Source organism: Bacillus thermozeamaize, assembly GCA_002159075.1.
GTDB classification, from domain to species: Bacteria; Bacillota; Bacilli; order ZCTH02-B2; family ZCTH02-B2; genus Bacillus_BB; species Bacillus_BB thermozeamaize.
Genome location: LZRT01000036.1, coordinates 1 through 19,144 on the forward strand (window position 1 = coordinate 1; position 19,144 = coordinate 19,144).

Sequence of the window (19,144 nt, forward strand, 5' to 3'; positions counted from 1 at the left end):
GAGTTTAACGGAAAGATATTTCGAAATTCGTCAAGGTTGGCGAACCGCCTAGTGCGGACCCGCATGCTAGGTGGTGTGTTGGTATGATAAAAATGCAGACCCTTCTCTGATACAATGAGAGCAGGGTCTCGGAGAATGCTGTAGGCGGGGCGGTTGTCCTCTCACTGGGATGAAATGAAATAAGCCCGTTGGTGTGTTTAACCGCCTCCTCGCCTCACCCAGTTGTGGCAATGCCCACGTATAGGTGAATGTAAAGCAACTCCGCCTGCAATATGTGAATTAGAGAGGGGATGGAAATGCGTTTCATCGGTTTGGATGTTCATCAAAAATATGTGGAAGGGTGTGAGATCGGTCCGGATAAGAAAAAAAGGCGTTTTCGGATCGCCAATACACGCGAGTCCTGGGAGGAGTTCGCCCAAACCCTTGATCCCGAAACTCGAGTCGTCATGGAAGCGACCAGTAACGCCTTTTGGATTTATGATATTCTATCCGGCTATCCAGCACAAGTCGTGATCGCGAATACTCTGAAAACCCGTGCCATTGCTGAAGCGCGTATAAAAACGGATGCTCTGGATGCCCAAATTCTTGCCCAACTCTTGGCGGCAGATTTTATTCCCGAAAGCTGGGTGCCAGACAAAGAAAAGTACCAGCTCCGAGTATTGCTTCATCATCGGATCCGACTGGCAAAGATCCGCACCATGCTGAAAAATAAAATTCATGCTGTATTGATTCGTAACGGAATTCAATCACCTTGGAGCGACTTGTTTGGGAAAAATGGGCGCAGATTTTTGGAAAGTATTTCGTTGCCGGAAACGGAACAAATTATCGTCTGTTCATCACTTAGGCTGCTGGATGCTGTTCAGAAAGAAATGACGGCGCTTGAGGCGGATTTGTTTGTAAGGGCAAAGGAAAACCCGGATGTAAAATTACTCATGGGTATACCAGGCATTTCAGCTCTGAGTGCATTGACCATTCTAGCGGAGATTGGGGACATTTCACGTTTTTCGTCACCGAAAAAACTGGCAAGTTATGCCGGGTTAGTTCCATCTGTCCATCAATCCGGAAAAACACGCTACACCGGCCATATTACGAAGGAAGGCCGAAGCGTATTACGCTGGATACTGGTTCAATGCGCACAACGGGCGGTACAGAGCGAGGGCAAGCTGCGCGCTTTTTATTTGGGTTTAAAGGCAAAGAAGGGGCATAAGATCGCGATTGTTGCAACGGCTCGGAAGCTGCTTCATGTTGTATGGGCGGTGCTGGTACGGCAGGAGGAGTACCGGGATCTCCGAAGGGACTTGTTGGATAAAAAACTCAAGACTATGAACAGAAAAGCGAAGAAATATGAAGTTACGACGGATGAACTTTGGCGAATCATTGAAGATGTAGGGGAAATTCCGGACGAACAAGCACCTCGCTGGTTACAAGGTGCTGGATAAAGATTTCCGGCTTGCAGGGCAACAGTGTATAACCTCCGTTCGGTTCCGTCAAGGGAAATTGCCTTGACAGAACCGAACGGAGGTTATGGTTGGTAATTAAGCAAGCCAGGTCAAGAAAAAGGGCTGGGTCAAAAAACGGAATTGGCCCGGTTTAGCTTATTATTGCCTTTTTTGCATGTAGAGTTGAAATTTTTTCGAGAAGGGCTTGCATTTTTTCATAGGTGAGGGGACGGGGGTTAGTCGCCCCCTCCTACTCGATCCAGGCATCTGTTGTCATTCCCCAGATGTTTCAGTATAATACGTTTAGGTGATTTGGGGCGGTTTTACTTGATGAACGTATTCAAAATGATAAAAGGGCAGGAGGTCAGTCAATACAGGAGGTATCCATTTGTCCAAAAACAGCATAGGAGAACATCTTTCCATTTTCGCACTGGGCGGCTTGGGAGAAATTGGAAAGAATATGTATGTGGTCCAGTACCGGAATGACATCGTGGTGATTGACTGCGGTTTGATGTTTCCAGAGGAGGAGATGCTGGGGATTGACGTCGTGATTCCGGACATCACCTACCTGCTGGAGAACAAGGAAAAGGTACGGGGGATTCTCATCACGCACGGTCATGAGGACCACATCGGTGGCTTGCCGTATGTGTTGAAAAACTTGAACGTGCCCGTGTACGGGACCAAACTGACGATGGGTTTGATTGAAAACAAGCTGCGGGAGGTTAACCTCTTGCGGCAGACGAAGCGGCACGTCATCCATGAGCGTTCCGAAGTGCAATTGGGCTCGATGAAAGCCACTTTTTTCCGGACCAATCACAGTATTCCTGACAGTGTGGGGATCTGTCTGGAGACGCCGGAAGGGTTGGTCGTTCATACCGGCGACTTCAAGTTTGACATGACGCCCATCGGGCGGCCGGCAGACTTGCACAAGATGGCCGAAATCGGCCAAAGAAATGTCTTGTGCCTTCTCTCGGACAGCACCAATGCGGAGCGTCCCGGTTTTACTGGATCGGAACGGACGGTAGGGATGGCCATTTTGGACGAATTCACCAAGGCCAAGCGACGCATTGTGGTGTCTACATTTGCGTCCAATGTCCATCGGGTGCAGCAGATTTTTGATGCCGCGCAGGCCACCAACCGGAAGGTTTCCATCATCGGCCGGAGCATGCTGAATGTGATCAACATCAGCACCGAATTGGGGTATTTGCACGTTCCGGATGGACTGCTCGTCGAACCTGACGAGATCAACCAGTTGCCGCCCAATGAGGTGGTCATCTTGTCGACCGGCAGCCAGGGAGAACCGATGTCTGCCTTGACTCGCATGGCGCGTTCCCTGCACCGGAAGGTGGAAATCTTGCCCGGTGACACAGTAATTATCGCTGCGACGCCCATTCCCGGAAACGAACGGTATGTTGGCAGCACGGTGGATCATCTGTTTCGCCTTGGAGCCGATGTGGTTTACGGCGCCATGAACAAGGATTTGCACGTTTCGGGACACGGCAGCCAGGAAGATCTGAAGCTGATGCTTCAGCTCATCAAACCCAAATATTTTATTCCCATTCACGGCGAATACCGGATGCTCCGCATGCACGCCCAGTTGGCGCAACAAGTTGGGATCCCGAAAGAAAACATTTTCATTGTGGATAATGGCGATGTCGTCGAGTTTTCCCGCGGACACGCTCGTCTGGGCAGCAGGGTGCCCATCGGCAATATCTTGGTGGACGGGCTTGGAGTCGGCGATGTGGGCAATATTGTCTTGCGCGACCGGAAACTGTTATCCCAGGACGGAATCTTGGTGGTTGTCGTCACACTGAGCAAACAAAACGGCAGTATTCTCTCCGGGCCAGATATCATTTCTCGGGGTTTTGTCTATGTGAGGGAGTCGGAAGAGCTGCTTGAAGAAGCAAGTCGAATCGTCACCAATACCTTAAAACGATTAATGACTGACAATGTCAGCGAGTGGTCTTCTTTAAAAACCGGCGTGCGCGATGATCTGGGGAAATTTCTATACGAACAGACGCGCCGGAGACCCATGATCCTGCCGATCATTATGGAAGTGTAAACCTGCCATAATCACCAAAGGCCGGAAATCCTTGTGCCACAAGGGTTTTCGGCTTTTCATTTTTGCGTATCGGGGAGAACAAGACAGATCCAAGAAAATGGTGATACGCGTTTGACCAAACCGTGCTGAAGCCGCCTTTATATGTTCACCCGATTGATGAAAAACGGCCGCATGGGCACCGAAAAAGCCCGCGGGTTCTTGCAGTGAAAGGGTATCAGTCGTACTTGATCATGGTCTGCACGACTTTGCCGATGATCTTGACTTCCTTTTCATGATAAAGTTTTGGCTCATATGCAGGATTTGCAGGAATGAGCATCACCTGTCCGTTTATGAAACGCACACGCTTGATGGTTGCCTCATTGCCATCTGCGATCACCACTGCAATTTCACCATCATTGACAAAGTCCTGGCGTTTGACCAAAACAAAACTTCCAGGAATCATGCCGACGCCGGACATGGAATCTCCAGTCACCTTCAAATAAAAATACTCTTCTCCACGTATCACATCGGCGGACACCATTTCGTATCCGAGTATATTTTGCTCGGCATAGATCGAGCTGCCGCAACGGATGACACTGAGTACAGGAATAGGAACCATCTCACCCGCAGGCCAGCCGCCCATTTTTTTAAGAAGTTCTTCAAAGTTTGGAAATGGTTCGGGATTGTCTGTACGACCCAACAGCCAATCCACCGATACGTGAAGGATTTCTGCGATTTTGGAAAGTGTCTCCGGATCAGGCTTTCGATGCCCTTTCTCATATCGGTTGAGCGTGGCATCCGTTAAATTCAATTTTTGCGCCAGCTCCATTTGTGTCATGCCGCTTTTTTTTCTTGCTTTCTTCAGCCTTTCTCCGAACATGCTTCCATTTACACCCCTGATTTACCATTTTGGCAATATTTTAATTTATGTTTACCAATTTGGGAATAAAAGCTACCGAAAAGGAAATATATTGACACTACAGATTAGGTAGTTTATTATTTTAAAGGCTGCCATTACGGTAGTTTTTTCTAGGGAGGTGGTAATATGCAGCTAAATTACAAAAAACTGCGTGAACTAAGGCTTAAAAAAGGCCTTACTCAAGAGGATGTCGCAAGAGCGATTGGTTACGAATCCAATATCGGCTACCACTATATCGAAACCGGAAAACGGCGAATCACTGCTGATCGTTTGGCGCGCCTTGCCGAGTTGTTCGGCGTGGGAATCGAAGATCTTTTTACGAAAGAAGAAGCGGTACAATGCCACACAAACAACCGTTCTTGATAGCAACATGCATTTGCCTTTAGACACCTGACGATCGACGGAGAGATCTCCTTACGATGTCCGTTTTCAAGCGGTTGAAGGCAGTGCACAGAAAAGATGATGACAGAAAAGAGATATGAGACAGATACAGTAGATTATCTCATCCCTTGCATCAAGAAAAAAAATCTGTCTGATCCAAGGAAGAATTATTTTACTTTCTTCAGCGGAACGTTTAAAGAAGCCCGGAGTACATCCTGATGAAAATAGACGTTATAATTGCCGCCCATCAAGTCAAAAAGCGATTCACATTCAAAGAGAAACGGATATTCCAATGGATACAGCGTTTGCGTCCATCGTTTTGAAGCGGAACGATGATCAGGATCGCCAGTCAGGGCGGTATCTATGCTTGTTCGTTCATGGCCTTCCATTGGCTGGAGCGAAAGGATTCGGACCCTGGTGGCAGAATAGGGGGATACAGACCGAAACAACCGATTTGGCGGCTGGAAAGGGGGGAAGTCGATGTGTCAGCAACGTTAGATGTTCAATACGTTGTTCTTGAATTGGGTGCAGAAAAATACGCTCTGCGCATCTATGATATTTTCGAAGTGATCAAGATGCAAAAGATTACAGAGGTTCCGAACAGCAAACCGTATATTCTTGGTGTAATTAACCTTCGCGGCAAGATTGTGCCCATCATGAGCCTCCGCAGACGTTTTGGCTTCACTGACGCACCGGTTACCAAATCGACTCGGATCGTCGTCGTTCAGATCCGGGAAGAAATCGTCGGGATTGTGGTTGACGGGGTGCACAAAGTCACTACCTTCACGGATATCCAGCCTCCTTCCGAAATTGTTTCAGGGATTGACGGGAACTATATTGAGGGAATTGGCCAAACCGAAGAGGGATTGGTTAGCATTCTAAACATTCATCAGGTGCTTTTCGAATAGGGAGGTTGTTGATGTAAAAATGTTGGATAATTCCGAATTATTCGGGGCGTTTCTGGATGAGGCGGAAGAACTGCTCCAACAGCTTGAACAAGATGTCCTTCAGCTGGAACAAAAGGGGGAGTCGCCGGAGATGATTCAAAACATCTTTCGCGTGGCCCATACGCTGAAAGGCGCTTCCGCGGCGATGGGATTTGAGGAAATGAAGAAGGTAGCCCATGAAATGGAAAATGTGTTGGAGCAAATCCGCTGCCATCTCCTGCCGGTAACGAAACCCATCGTGAATTTGTTATTCCAATGTTTGGATCTGCTCCGGACACTCCGTGACGAGTTTGCGGCGGGGAGGATTCAGACAAACAGTGAACCGCTGATTCTGGAGCTTCGCAAGCTGATTGACAACAAAGCGACGGCGCCTGATGATCAATCATTCCATGACACGGCATTCCTTTTGCAGCCGGAACAGCAAGCGCAGCTTACAGCAGCCGTGCATCACGGACAGCATGTATGGGCTTGCGAAGTGGTCATCGATCCGGAGTGTGAGATGAAGCTGGCCCGTGCATTGGTGATTCTGAACCAGATCCGGGAATTTGGAGAGGTTGTCGGCACCCTGCCGAAATTGGGCCTGAATGCGCAAGAACCAACGCCAAACCGCATCTTCTACCTCGTTGCCACATCACTGGATGCCTCATCGGTAGCGTCGCACATTCAAAACATGCATGATGTCAAATCCGTAAAGGTTTATCCCTATGCCGTGAAGGAGAAAGATGGTGAAGCAAAAAAAGGAGAGCGATGGATTCGGGACGAAGAGCAGGCGCAGGTGAGCAAAGGAAAGAGGCGGACCGCTCAAACCATCCGAATGAACGTGGAACGCCTGGAAAGGCTCATGAGCCTAGTGGGCGAACTGGTCATTGATCAAACCCGCATCGCTCAGGTCAGTCACATTTTACATAACAGGTATACGACGGATGAAACCATTGAAGAACTGGAGCAGATTTCGAACCATATCTCGCGGGTGGTCGGGGAACTGCAAGAAACGATGATGAAAACAAGAATGTCGCCGATTGATCAACTGTTCAACAGAATTCCTCGAATGGTCCGGGATCTCTCAAACACACTGGGGAAGGAAGTCAACTTGGTGATGGAGGGACAGGAAACCGAATTGGACCGGACAGTGATCGAAGAGATTGGCGACTCGCTCATTCATCTCATCCGGAATGCGCTGGATCATGGGATCGAAAAAGCGGAGGTCCGGAGACAGAAGAATAAGCCGGAAAAGGGAACTCTGCGGATTGCCGCATCCCATCAGGCAAATCAAGTCGTTTTGACCATTGAAGATGACGGAGCCGGCATTGATCCGGAGCAGGTGAAACAATCGGCGATCCAAAAAGAACTGATTACCCCTCAGGAAGCGGAAGGAATGACTGAGCGAGAGCTCATCGATCTGATCTTCCATCCCGGATTCTCGACCGCGAAAACGGTGAGCGACATTTCCGGCCGGGGAGTTGGCATGGACATCGTCCGGTCCCAGATTGAGAAACTGAACGGCTTGATCGAGGTGGAAACCCGGCCGGGGGAAGGTACAACGTTTACCATTAAACTCCCATTGACGCTGGCCATTGTAACGGGGCTATTGGTTAAGCTGAATGGCCGGACATTTGCGTTACCCATGAGCAGCGTCGTAGAAATCGTCCGCATTCGCGTCGGCGAGATCAACACGGTCAAGGAGCAAGCGGTGGCCGTCATTCGAGACAAAGCCATTCCATTGATTTGGCTGCATGACCACTTCGGAATCGAACGACAGGGACGAAAGCACAAGAACGTGTTCATTGTTGTGGTCGGGGTGGCCGAGAGACGTCTGGGACTCGTGGTTGATGAGTTGATCGGCAACCAGGAAATCGTGGTGAAATCGATCGGTTCCTACATCGGAAAAATTGACGGAATCTCAGGCGCCACGATCCTTGGCGACGGAAGCGTGTCACTGATCTTAGATGTCATCGGAATCGCAAAGATGGTGGAGAACCGCATGCCAACTTTACAGGAAGTCATTTAAGGGGGAATCGAACATGAAAATGAAACAAATGGCGCTTAAATTCATCGATGCCAATGGAACAATTTCAAAGGCCATTGCCATCTCGGAAAACGTTGAACAAACCCTGAAAGAGCTTGCCGTCATCACCGAGCAAATGTCCAAAGGGACCGATGAACAATCAGCGGCAATGGAATCGACGGCGGCCATGATGGAAGAAATCATGAAATCCATTCAAGGAGTGGCGAAAAATGCGGAATCTATTACGGGCATGACGGAAGATGTTCAGGCTGCTCTGGAGGAAACGGCGGCTTCGCTCCGGCAAGTGGACACAAGTGCGGCAAGTACCGCAAACGCGCTTGAACAAGTTTCAGCATCCATGAATCAAATGGGACAACAGATGAAAGGCGTAGCGGGGAATGCGGAAAGCTTGACCATAACCGCGCAGGAGTCTGCGGCAGCCATCGAAGAAATGCTGGCTTCCGTTCAACAAGTGGCCGGAAACGCGGAAAGCACATCAGGCACGGTGGAGCACATTTCCGTCTCCATCGAGCAAATGGGCAGGTCGGTAAAAGGGGTCGCCCATCATGCAGAAAGCGTGACCGCCTCTGCACAAGAGACGGCTGCAGCCATCCAGGAAATGGCGGCATCCGTTCAGCAGGTGGCCGGCAACGCCGAAAGCACAGCAAGTTCGGTCGAACAAATTTCGGCCGCCATCGAACAAATGGGCAAGTCCATCAAAGGCGTGGCGGCCAATGCGGAGAGCTTGACGGCCTCGGCAGAAGAAACCTCTGCCGCGATTCAGGAAATAGCGGCATCCATTCAGCAGGTGGCTGGCAACGCCGAAAGCACGGCAAGCTCGGTCGAACAAATTTCGGCCGCCATCGAACAAATGGGCCAATCCATCAAAGGCGTGGCGGCCAATGCGGAGAGCTTGACCGCTTCGGTCGAAGAAACCTCTGCCGCGATCCAGGAAATGGCGGCATCCATTCAGCAGGTGGCCGGCAACGCCGAAAGCACGGCAAGCTCGGTCGAAGAAATCTCGGCCGCCATCGAACAAATGGGCCAATCCATCAAAGGCGTGGCGGATAATACCAGTTCTCTGCAAAAATCAGCCCACGACACATCAGCGGCGATTCAACAAATGGCGGCGTCGATTGAACAAGTCGCCCAAAACGCCCAAAACGTAAACCAATTAAGCGAAAAAGTCCAACTCGATGCCAGAGATGGGCTGAAAGCAGTCAATCAATCGTTGATTGGAATGAAAGAAATCGCCAATGTCGTCAAACGGGCTTCTGATGTGATCAACAATTTGGGGAAGAGTTCGGAACAAATCGGCAGCATCATTGAAGTGATCGACGACATCGCCGAACAAACCAATCTCCTGGCATTGAATGCGGCGATTGAGGCGGCGCGAGCCGGGGAACACGGAAAAGGGTTTGCGGTCGTCGCCGATGAAGTTCGAAAACTGGCGGAGCGCACCGCTACTGCTACGAAAGAGATTGCGGGCCTGATCAAAGGGATTCAAGGTGAAACGGCGGACGCGATCAAGGCGATTGAAGTGGGCGCCCAAAAAGTGGATGAGGGAAGCAAACTGGCTGATGAAGCGGGGGAAGCAATTGCCAAAATTGTCACTGGGATTGAAAACATATCGGAAGAGGTTCGCCAGATTACGACGGCGACCGTCGAGCAAGCCAAAGGCAGCGAGCAGATCGTCAAAGCCGTCGAGAACGTCACAAACCAAGCGACACAGATCATGCAGGCAACCAAAGAACAAGCGGCCGGCGTAGAGGAGATCGTCAAAGGGATAGTCAATGCCCGGGAACAAGTTCGCCAAATCACCGTCGCGACGAAAGAACAAGCCAAGGGAAGCGAACTGATTATCAATGCCGTCGAAAATGTCACCCTCCAAACGGCGCAAGTGAAAGAAGCCACGGTACAACAATCGCTTGGCATGGAGGAAATCATCAAAGGGGTTGCCAATGCCCGTGAACAGGTTCGTCAAATTGAGGCAGCGACCGTGGAACAATCAAAACAGTCCCGTGAAATCGTCAAAGCTGTGGAAGACGTTGCCAACCAGGCGGCACAAGTAACCCAGGCCACCAAAGAGCAAGCGGCAGTGATGGAAGAAATCATCAAGGGGGTGGAAAATGCGCGCGAGCAAGTCCGGCAAATTACAGCAGCTACTGTCGAGCAATCCAAGCAGGCACGTGAGATCGTCAAAGCGGTAGAAAACGTTGCGCATCAGGCCGAGGAAGTGACGAAGGCAACGATTGAACAGGCGCAAGGCATTGAGGAAATCATCAAAGGCATTGTCCATGCCCGTGAACAGATTCGCCAAATTACCGCGGCCACGGAGGAACAAACAAAACATGGAAAAGATATCGTGAACGCCATCGTAAAGGTGACCGCGCAGGCGGACCAAGTATCCGCGGCAACCAAGCAACAAGCGCAGGGTGTGGATGCGATCCTCAGAAGCGTGGATCATTCGCGCGCACAAGTTCGCCAGATAACGGTGGCGACACAAGAACAAACGAAACAGACCGAACATGTTCTGAAGATCGTAAAAGAGGTTGCGGAACAGATCGCACAAGTGACCGCAGGCACAAAAGCACAAGCGGCTGAGGCGGAAAATGTGGCTTTTGCTCTTAGACAAACCAGGGATGTGCTGCAGCGGGACATGCATGATGTGGCACGGATGGCGGCGAGTACGCGTGAACTGGCTGAAAAAACGGATGCGATACGGGAATCTTTGGAAGCGCTGCGCTGAGATGCCGTTGCACAAGCTCTTCGGCGCTGACAACGTCATTCCTGCATTGTCAGCGGCCGGCACATCCATTCGCATGGTGATTCATCATGGAGGACATGGCTTTGAAACATCTGGCAAAACTGGTTTATGAGTATTGTGGCTTGAATTATTTGCAAAACCATTCCTTGTTGGAAAGCAAAATTTTGAAACGAACAAAAGAATTGGGGATGTCGATCTGGCAATATGTCCGGTATATAGAGAATCATCCGCAAGAATGGGATATTGTCATCGAGTTGCTTACGATCAATGAAACCTTTTTTTTCCGAGAAGAAAACCAGTTGGAGGTGTTTCAAACCATCATTCTCCCGCAATTGACAGGGAAAAATCAGATTCGCATCTGGAGCGCCGCCTGCTCAACCGGGGAAGAGCCATACACGTTGGCGATCCTGGTGGCAGAATCCGGATGCGTTCCGCTCCATTCCGTCGAGATCCTTGCGACGGATATCAATAAAAAAGCTTTGCAAGTCGCCAAGCAAGGGTGGTATGCGAAACATTCCCTTTCTTTTCGGCGAATGCCCGAGCATTACCTGGCAAAGTACTTCGTGGAACGGGATGAAGGGTATCAAGTGATTGACTTGATCCGGAGCAGCGTTCAATTCCGCTGCTTAAACCTTCTTAACCGCGACGAGATAGAGACGTTGGGGGAATTTGACGTTATTTTCTGCCGCAATGTTTTGATCTACTTCGACAGAACGGCCATTCAGAAGGTGGTTGCTAGTTTCTACGACCGGTTGGTGCCCGGAGGCTCGTTATTCCTGGGACATGCAGAAAGCATTACGGGAATGGGCACAGGATTTAAACCCATCCACACGGAGCAGAGCTTTTATTATCGGAAGGAAGATTCGTCCTATGCGGCAGTACGGAGTCCTAGTCGTCGATGATTCCGCTTTTATGCGGAGAGCCATCAGCAAAATTATAGAAAGCGACGGGCAACTTTATACAGTGGGCGCAGCGAGGAATGGCCAAGAAGCGGTCGAGAAAGTGCAACGCCTGCGGCCGGATGTGGTGACGATGGATGTGGAAATGCCGGAAATGAACGGGTTACAGGCGTTGAGGCAAATCCAGAAAGTGTCGCCGGTTCCTGTGGTCATGCTGAGTTCGTTTACCGGCGTGGGAACAAAGGCGACATTGGATGCATTGGAGCTTGGGGCGGTGGATGTTTTTCTGAAATCCGACTTGCTCAAAGACCCTTTGGATCCAGATTCGGTAAAGGAGTTTTTAGAGCGCATCAAGGCCGCCGCTGTTGCGAGAATACCGGAAGCAACCCGACCAATGGCGTATCCAGAGCATCCACATGTGCAAAAACAAAGCGCATCTCAAATAGACCTTGTGATTATCGGAAGTTCTACCGGCGGGCCTTCTGCATTGCAAACCGTCCTTCCCAGATTTGCGCCTGACTTTCCAGTGCCTATCCTGGTGGTTCAACATATGCCGCCGGGATTTACGAAATCCTTTGCCGACCGGTTTAACCATCTTTGCAATCTGCATGTGAAAGAGGCCGAGGACGGGGACTTGCTTGAACCAGGGACGATTTTCATTGCGCCTTCCGGGTTCCAGACGTTGATTGAGGAACGGAGGAACGGCAGCAAGTGCCTGAGAATCCAAGCGGAATCTCCCATCCCCACATTGTACAAGCCCTCCGTGGATGTCACGCTTCTTTCTGCAGCGCCCATTTTTGGCGGTCGGTTGCTGGCAGTGATTCTTACCGGGATGGGGGTTGATGGGCTCGAAGGATGCAAAAAGGTCAAAGAACATCATGGCCGGGTCGTCGTCGAAGCCGAGGAATCCTGTGTTGTGTATGGGATGCCAAAAGCCGTTTTTGAGGCGGGGTACGCAGATCGCCAAATGGCGCTATCCTCGATATATCCCTTCATCTTATCTCACGTCTGAGGCGAGACAGCGAAAAAACCGGGGAACCGCTTCCGTTGCCGCAATCAGGTTGTTTTCTCCCAAGACGAATCATCAAGACGCATCATATCGCCAAAGGCCGGAAATCCATGCGAAGGATTTCCGGCTTTTTTGGCTGGTATGATTCATAAAGGTTCATTCCATACTAAGTTTGGGTTGTATGGCTTTGAAGCGGAAGGAGGAATTGGATGACACAATTTCCAGAAAAACCGCAACAGACAGGGTTAGAACAGAATACGGAAAAGTCCGGGCCGCTGGAATCGATTCAGCAATTGGGCGTGCCGCAGGTTCCGACGGCGGAATCGAATATCTATTTTTTGAACATTATTGGCCAGATTGAGGGACACATGGTTTTGCCGCCCCAGAACAAGACAACGAAATATGAACATGTGATTCCTCAATTGGTGGCAGCCGAACAAAATCCGAAGATTGAAGGGCTGCTGGTGGTCTTAAATACAGTGGGGGGAGATGTTGAAGCGGGATTGGCGATTGCCGAAATGATCGCCTCGCTTTCCAAGCCCAAGGTTTCGCTGGTGTTAGGCGGCGGGCACAGTATCGGCGTTCCCATTGCTGTTGCTGCCGACTATTCGCTGATCGCCGAGACAGCCACGATGACCATTCATCCCGTTCGTTTAACGGGACTGGTCATAGGGGTGCCGCAGACGTTTGAATACCTTGATAAGATGCAGGAAAGAGTGGTCAAATTTGTCACCTCTCATTCCCGCATCACGGAGGAAAAGTTTAAAGAGTTGATGTTCAAAACCGGGGAATTGACACGGGATGTGGGGACGAATGTGAGCGGCGTCGATGCCGTAAAATATGGATTGATGGATGCCGTCGGCGGACTGGACCAGGCGTTCAGAGAATTAAACCGGCGGATCGAAGCGGCGCGAAGGGCCCGCAGGGAACAGGAACTGGTTCAATGAAAAGGAGGGTTGGCGATGATCATATATTCCGCTATGCCTGTCGAATATATCCTGGAAGGCATGGATCAGGAAAGGCATTTTCAGGAAGTGCAAATCAATGACATGACGATGATCATCGAACCTTTGACTCCGGCCCAGTACCGGATCGTCCGATTGATCAGTCCGAACCCGCAAGATTATTTAAATGCAAAGTATGCACCTGGGCGGGTCATCCATTTTCGGCCAAGCCCATGAACGTTCCCAATTTCTAACACAGCGGGATGTGCTTGTGATATAATGCAATACAAGATCGACGAAAAAGCAACAAGCAACGTTCAGTTGCCGTTTCTGTTGCTTTTTTCTTTTGGGGTGTTTGAGGCATGGCAGGTCGAAAGGCGGAGAAGCGGAAAGGCTTTCGTGAGGAATTGAAGTTTGAAGCTTACGGTCTGGTGCTGTTGACCTTTTCCCTGATTTCCCTCATCGGTTATGGGAAAATGCGTTACATCAGCTTTCTCTTTTTTCTGATCGCCGGCAGTTGGGGATTTTTGATCTCCCTTTGTTTTGCCGGATGGGGGCTTTATCTGATGATCAGGCGCCGCTGGTTGCTGCGCTTGTCTTACCGGTGGAGCGGTTTTTTGCTTCTGCTGCTGGCTGTCTTGCTGCTGGCGCACATCCGCTTTTATGAGGTGGCTGCCAATCAGGGGCTTTTGTCCGGCCAGCATATTCTTTCCCTGACCTGGGAGACGTTATGGGCGCAGAAGGCGGAACACTTGCAAGGGACTGCGACGCCGGGAGCCGGCGGGGGAATGCTGGGCGCCCTGCTCTTTACGCTTTTTTCTTTTCTCTTTGACGTTAACGGGACAAAGATCGTGGTCATCCTCCTGCTTCTCCTCGGTTTATTGCTGTTGACCAATCTTTCCTATGTCCGTACCTTCGCTGTGCTCCTGCAGTGGTTCAGGAATCTTGCGCGGACAGTGAATGAACGGCTGTACGCTTTTTTCAACCGGCAACTGGAGAAGCGCCAAGCCCGCCAAAAAAACTTGACGAGTGAAGAGGAGCCAGCATTTAAAGAACCGCGGGAACAGACGGCGGAAAACGAGCTGACGCCGGAAAAAAGGGATGTCGAGGGAACCTTGTTTCCGGATATGGAACAATCGGACGCGCATGCAACAGAAGAGGATGATGATCATGCCTCTTTGGCCCCCGAACCGTTGCTTGACGAAGCGAAGAGGCACCTGGAAACGACGGCCGGCCCGCTCTTTGAAGAAAAGCACGCGCTTGATGAAGACGGCAGCGACTGGAAAAGCCACTCGCGCAGCGATTTAGGGGCACCGTTGCCGGAGGCGAAGACGGGAAGTTTGGAAGGACCGTACCATCTTCCGCCTGTCCGGTTATTGAAGAAAGGGAACAAGTCTGCTTCCGAGCAAAAGAACCGTTCCATCCATCAACTTGCGAAAAAACTGGAACAAACCTTGGACAGCTTTGGAGTCCGGGCGAAGGTGACGCAGGTTCACCGCGGTCCGGCCGTCACCCGCTTTGAACTGCAGCCGGAGACGGGTGTCAAGGTCAGCCGAATCGTCAGTTTGGCCGATGATATGGCTCTGGCCCTGGCGGCCAAAGATATCCGGATTGAAGCGCCGATACCCGGAAAGTCGGCGCTGGGGATTGAAGTGCCCAATCCGGAAATCTCCATTGTCACCCTGCGGGAAGTGATTGAGTCGCCGGCATTCCGGGATAGCGACGGCAAATTGTCTGTTGCCTTGGGCAGGGATATTTCCGGTGAGCCGGTGATCGGGAATCTGGCCAAGATGCCCCATCTGCTGGTCGCCGGTGCCACCGGTTCGGGGAAAAGCGTGTGTATCAACGGGATGATCATCAGCCTCTTGTACAAAGCCCGTCCGGATGAAGTGAAGTTCTTGATGATCGATCCAAAGATGGTGGAACTGAGCGTTTACAATGAGATCCCGCACCTGCTGATTCCGGTTGTCACCGATCCCCGGAAAGCGTCGATGGCGCTGAAGAAAGTGGTGCAGGAGATGGAAAGCCGTTATCAGCTGTTTGCCCAGACGGGCACGCGCGATATTGAACGGTACAATCAGATGATGGAGATGCGGGGGCAGGAGAAGCTCCCTTATATCGTGGTGATTATCGATGAATTGGCGGACTTGATGATGGTGGCACCCGGCGATGTGGAGGAAGCGATCAGCCGGTTGGCGCAAATGGCGAGAGCGGCTGGCATTCATTTGATCATTGCCACGCAACGGCCCTCGGTGGACGTCATCACGGGGCTCATCAAGGCCAATATCCCCTCGCGGATCGCTTTTGGCGTCTCATCGCAAGTGGATTCCCGCACCATCCTGGACATGGCGGGCGCGGAAAAACTGCTTGGGCGCGGGGACATGCTTTATTTCCCGGTTGGATATCCCAAGCCCGTCAGGGTACAGGGAGCCTTTGTCAGCGATCGGGAAGTGGAAGCGGTGGTATCCTATGTCAAGTCTCAACAGGAAGCGTCTTATCGTGAGGATCTAATCCTGTCAGAAACGATGCAGGCGAGCAAGGTTGAAGAAGAGGATGAACTGTTCGAAGCGGCGATGCAGTTGGTGATTGAGGCGCAGCAGGCCTCCGTTTCCCTGTTGCAACGGCGCTTGCATATCGGCTACACCCGGGCGGCCCGTCTGATTGACGCCCTCGAGAGTCATGGTGTCGTCGGTCCCTATGAGGGAAGCAAGCCGCGTGAGGTACTGATCAAACCGGATCAGGTCGGGTGAAAAATGTTTTCTTGACCTCTGTTCATTAGAATAGTTATAATTATTTCATGATGGTATGTCGACAACGAAAAAGTAGGTGATGGGAGATGGAGTGTCCGCTTTGCCATCGAACCAAAATTGGCCAGATCGGCCTGCATCGCTATTATTGCAGTGATTGCTACATCGAGTTTGAACCCGATGATGAAGAAGGGACGAAAATTTACGACATCATGGATGATGGGACGTTGAAAATACGAGAAATGGAAGTTCTTGTTGCCAAGATGGAGTAAGAAAACGGCCGCACGGTCGTTTTTTTATGTTTTTTTATTACACTGATGGCAACGATATGGATAAAATAAACGAACACGTTGAAAGGGGTACATGGATGTCTCCGAACACAGGACCATGGTTTCGTTCCACCTCTCTTCCCGGGATGAATCTGCATATCTACCCGACAAAACAATTTAAAACAGTGACCCTCGTCCTGATGATGCAGCAGGCTTTGACGGAAGAGGCTGTGACACCCACGGCCATGCTGGCCCAGGTGCTCAAGCGGGGTTCCGCCCGCTACCCGACGATACAGGCGATGAAACGTTACCTGGACAATCTCTACGGCGCATCTTTTCAGGTGGACGTGGATAAACGAGGAGAGCGGCAAGTGCTTCAATTTTATCTCGATCTTCCGCACGCGAAATACCTCAGCGGGGAAAAGGACCTGCTTGAGAAAGGGGTCGCCTTTCTCGCCGATGTCCTGTTGCACCCGCTCGTCGATGAACAGGGCGGATTTGCGCCGCGTTATGTGGAGGCGGGAAAAGATTCGCTGCGCCGCCAGATTCAGGGAATCATCGATGACAAAATCCGTTATGCCCAGGAACGTTGTATCGAAGAGATGTGCCAGAATGAACCGTTTCGCCTGCTGCCGTACGGGCGGCTGGAGGATCTGGAAACGGTGGAATCCAAACCGTTGTTCCAGCATTACCGGCGAGTGCTCGAGCAAAGCCCCATCGACCTGTTTGTTGTCGGCCAGGTTCAAGAACAAGACGTCGTATCTGCCGTCCAGCGGCATTTCACCTTTCAAACCAGGCAGGTGAAGCCATTGTCTCCTGCCGGCGGCGATCCGATCCATGTCGACGAAGTGCGTTCGGTCGTCGAGGAATTGGATGTGACCCAGGGAAAGCTCAATCTGGGCTTGCGTACCGGAGGCCTTACGCTTGCTTCGCCGGAATACCCGGCGTTGATGGTGTACAACGGCCTTCTGGGCGGTTTCGCTCACTCGAAGCTGTTTCGCAATGTCCGGGAAAAGGCGAGCCTTGCCTATTACGCCTCCTCCCGGCTGGACAGCCTGAAAGGCATCCTGATGATCCAGACAGGGATTGAGGTGTCCAACTATCAACGGACCCTCGACATTGTCAAAGAGCAGTTGGAGATGATGCGGCAAGGGAACTTCAGCCAGTTGGAAATTGAGCAGACCAAGTCGTTGCTGGTCCATCATCTGCGCGAAGTCCACGATCGCGCCGGCCTGTTGGTGGATTACGCCTTCCGCGGCCTGGTGGCCGGGGTCCGTCAGACGCCGGATGAATTGATCCAGCGGATTTTGTCGGTCACCCGCGAGGAGATCCAGCAAGTGGCAGAAAGGATTGAACTGGACACGGTTTACTTTCTGCGAAACCGGCAACAAGAGGAGGGGGCTGTCTGATGGCATTACAACCAGTGCATGTGCCGCGTTTGGAGGAAACCTTGTATCATGAAACATTGCCGAACGGCTTACAGGTTTTTCTCCTGCCTAAGCCCGGATACCGGAAAACATATGCCACGTTCACGACCCGGTTCGGTTCCATCGACCGCCATTTCCGGTTAAGGAACGGGGAACCGATAGAGGTCCCGGACGGAATTGCTCATTTCTTGGAACACAAAATGTTCGAAGAGGAGGATGGGGACGTTTTCCACCGTTTTTCCCAGCAGGGCGCTTCGGCCAACGCCTTTACCAGCTTCACACGGACGGCCTATCTGTTTTCCTGCACGGACAAGGTCAAGGAAAATTTGTTGACTTTGCTTGATTTCGTGCAGCGTCCCTATTTTACCGACGAAAACGTGGAAAAGGAAAAAGGGATTATCGGGCAGGAGATCCGGATGTATGAGGACGATCCGGATTGGCAGGTGTATTTTGGCCTGATCCAGGCTCTCTATCAGCGCCATCCCGTACGGATTGACATTGCGGGAAGCGTGGAATCCATTTCCCGAATTACGAAAGAGATGCTCTACCGCTGTTACGAGACGTTTTACCATCCGAGCAACATGTTGCTGTTTGTCGTTGGGCAGATTGATCCGGATGAAGTCATCCATTGGGTGAGAGAAAATCAAGCCGCCAAAACCTTTGCGCCGCCATCAGAGGTGACCCGCCTTTATCCTGAAGAGCCGCAGGAGGTGGCGAATCCGGAGCGCCGGCGTCAATTGTCTGTCGGCGTGCCCAAGCTGATGTTTGGATTCAAGGAAGGCCGGTTGCTTTCCGGCGATGCTTTGCTTCGCCGGGAGTGCGAAACGGAGCTGGCGATGGAGGCTTTGTTCGGCACCGGTTCGGAGTTGTATCAGCAGCTTTACGATGAAAATCTGATTGATGACAGCTTTGGTTACCAGTTGGTGGAAGAGACAGCATTCGCCTTTACGATGGTCGGCGGAGACACGCCTGACCCCGAGCGCTTGCTGTCCATCGTGAAAGAGCGTCTCGCAAGACACCTAGACGAGGGGTTATCCGAGGAGACGTTTGAAAGGGTGCGTCGCAAAAAGATCGGACAGTGGCTTCGTTCGCTCAACTCACTCGAGTTTATTGCCAATCAGTTTACAAGTTACCGGTTTAACGGGACCGATCTGTTTGCCGTGCTGCCGATGCTGGAACGGATCACTTGCGAAGACGTGAACCGCCGGATGCGGGAACATTTGCACCCGGAACAGATGGCCGTTTCAATCGTCGAACCGCTTGTTTCCCGTTAGTCCAAACAAAGGGTTCGGAAAACCGCCTCCTTTGCATAACGGAAAATGACTTCGAACGCAAATGGCCATGATAAGA

15 protein-coding genes and 1 pseudogene are annotated in these 19,144 nt (G+C 51.2%); 14 read left to right on the forward strand and 2 right to left on the reverse strand.

All coding sequences use genetic code 11. The features are described from left to right. Positions 1 to 296 precede the first annotated feature (296 nt). Both BAA01_02325 and BAA01_02330 read left to right on the forward strand, forming a co-directional pair. The gene (locus BAA01_02325; GenBank protein OUM89629.1) at positions 297 to 1,439 is read left to right on the forward strand and encodes a hypothetical protein; all 1,143 of its coding nucleotides are present in this window, start codon (positions 297 to 299) and stop codon (positions 1,437 to 1,439) included. A gap of 388 nt (positions 1,440 to 1,827) precedes the next feature. Then, on the forward strand, positions 1,828 to 3,501 hold the full coding sequence (locus BAA01_02330) for a ribonuclease J (GenBank protein ID OUM89630.1): 1,674 nt from the start codon (positions 1,828 to 1,830) through the stop codon (positions 3,499 to 3,501). Between the two features lie 214 nt (positions 3,502 to 3,715). Here BAA01_02330 and BAA01_02335 read toward each other — a convergent pair whose 3' ends face one another. After that, complete coding sequence (locus BAA01_02335) at positions 3,716 to 4,360, reverse strand: hypothetical protein (protein OUM89631.1); 645 nt, start codon at positions 4,358 to 4,360, stop codon at positions 3,716 to 3,718. 165 nt (positions 4,361 to 4,525) lie between these two features. Between BAA01_02335 and BAA01_02340 the strand changes: the two genes are divergently transcribed. Next, positions 4,526 to 4,762, forward strand: a complete 237-nt coding sequence (locus BAA01_02340) for a transcriptional regulator (GenBank protein OUM89632.1) — start codon at positions 4,526 to 4,528, stop codon at positions 4,760 to 4,762. A 185-nt stretch (positions 4,763 to 4,947) separates the two neighbouring features. Here BAA01_02340 and BAA01_02345 read toward each other — a convergent pair whose 3' ends face one another. Then, a complete protein-coding gene (locus BAA01_02345) occupies positions 4,948 to 5,169 on the reverse strand; it encodes a hypothetical protein (protein OUM89633.1) in 222 nt (73 codons plus the stop codon). Between the two features lie 93 nt (positions 5,170 to 5,262). Between BAA01_02345 and BAA01_02350 the strand changes: the two genes are divergently transcribed. The 11 genes and pseudogenes from BAA01_02350 to BAA01_02400 all read left to right on the forward strand — a co-directional run bounded on the left by BAA01_02350 (position 5,263) and on the right by BAA01_02400 (position 19,068). Next, entirely contained in the window at positions 5,263 to 5,688 is a 426-nt protein-coding gene (locus tag BAA01_02350) for a chemotaxis protein CheW (GenBank protein ID OUM89634.1), read from the forward strand. 19 nt (positions 5,689 to 5,707) lie between these two features. Continuing rightward, the gene (locus tag BAA01_02355; GenBank protein OUM89635.1) at positions 5,708 to 7,735 is read left to right on the forward strand and encodes a chemotaxis protein CheA; all 2,028 of its coding nucleotides are present in this window, start codon (positions 5,708 to 5,710) and stop codon (positions 7,733 to 7,735) included. Positions 7,736 to 8,354: 619 nt separating this feature from the next. Further along, positions 8,355 to 10,025: pseudogene (locus BAA01_02360) on the forward strand (chemotaxis protein). A gap of 542 nt (positions 10,026 to 10,567) precedes the next feature. Then, the gene (locus BAA01_02365) at positions 10,568 to 11,401 is read left to right on the forward strand and encodes a chemotaxis protein CheR (protein OUM89636.1); all 834 of its coding nucleotides are present in this window, start codon (positions 10,568 to 10,570) and stop codon (positions 11,399 to 11,401) included. Continuing rightward, positions 11,370 to 12,410, forward strand: a complete 1,041-nt coding sequence (locus BAA01_02370) for a chemotaxis response regulator protein-glutamate methylesterase (protein OUM89637.1) — start codon at positions 11,370 to 11,372, stop codon at positions 12,408 to 12,410. The genes BAA01_02365 and BAA01_02370 overlap by 32 nt, the downstream gene beginning before the upstream one ends. A 206-nt stretch (positions 12,411 to 12,616) precedes the next feature. Continuing rightward, a complete protein-coding gene (locus BAA01_02375) occupies positions 12,617 to 13,354 on the forward strand; it encodes a translocation-enhancing protein TepA (protein ID OUM89638.1) in 738 nt (245 codons plus the stop codon). A 15-nt stretch (positions 13,355 to 13,369) separates the two neighbouring features. After that, on the forward strand, positions 13,370 to 13,588 hold the full coding sequence (locus BAA01_02380) for a hypothetical protein (protein ID OUM89639.1): 219 nt from the start codon (positions 13,370 to 13,372) through the stop codon (positions 13,586 to 13,588). Between the two features lie 125 nt (positions 13,589 to 13,713). After that, on the forward strand, positions 13,714 to 16,101 hold the full coding sequence (locus BAA01_02385) for a cell division protein FtsK (protein OUM89640.1): 2,388 nt from the start codon (positions 13,714 to 13,716) through the stop codon (positions 16,099 to 16,101). Positions 16,102 to 16,187: 86 nt separating this feature from the next. Further along, positions 16,188 to 16,370 carry a hypothetical protein gene (locus tag BAA01_02390; protein OUM89641.1) on the forward strand — a complete coding sequence of 61 codons (183 nt, stop codon included), beginning with the start codon at positions 16,188 to 16,190 and terminating at the stop codon, positions 16,368 to 16,370. A 95-nt stretch (positions 16,371 to 16,465) separates the two neighbouring features. Beyond that, positions 16,466 to 17,776: a hypothetical protein gene (locus tag BAA01_02395; protein OUM89642.1), complete on the forward strand. Its 1,311-nt coding sequence runs from the start codon at positions 16,466 to 16,468 to the stop codon at positions 17,774 to 17,776. Then, positions 17,776 to 19,068, forward strand: a complete 1,293-nt coding sequence (locus BAA01_02400) for a zinc protease (GenBank protein OUM89643.1) — start codon at positions 17,776 to 17,778, stop codon at positions 19,066 to 19,068. The genes BAA01_02395 and BAA01_02400 overlap by 1 nt, the downstream gene beginning before the upstream one ends. The last annotated feature ends 76 nt before the right edge of the window (positions 19,069 to 19,144 follow it).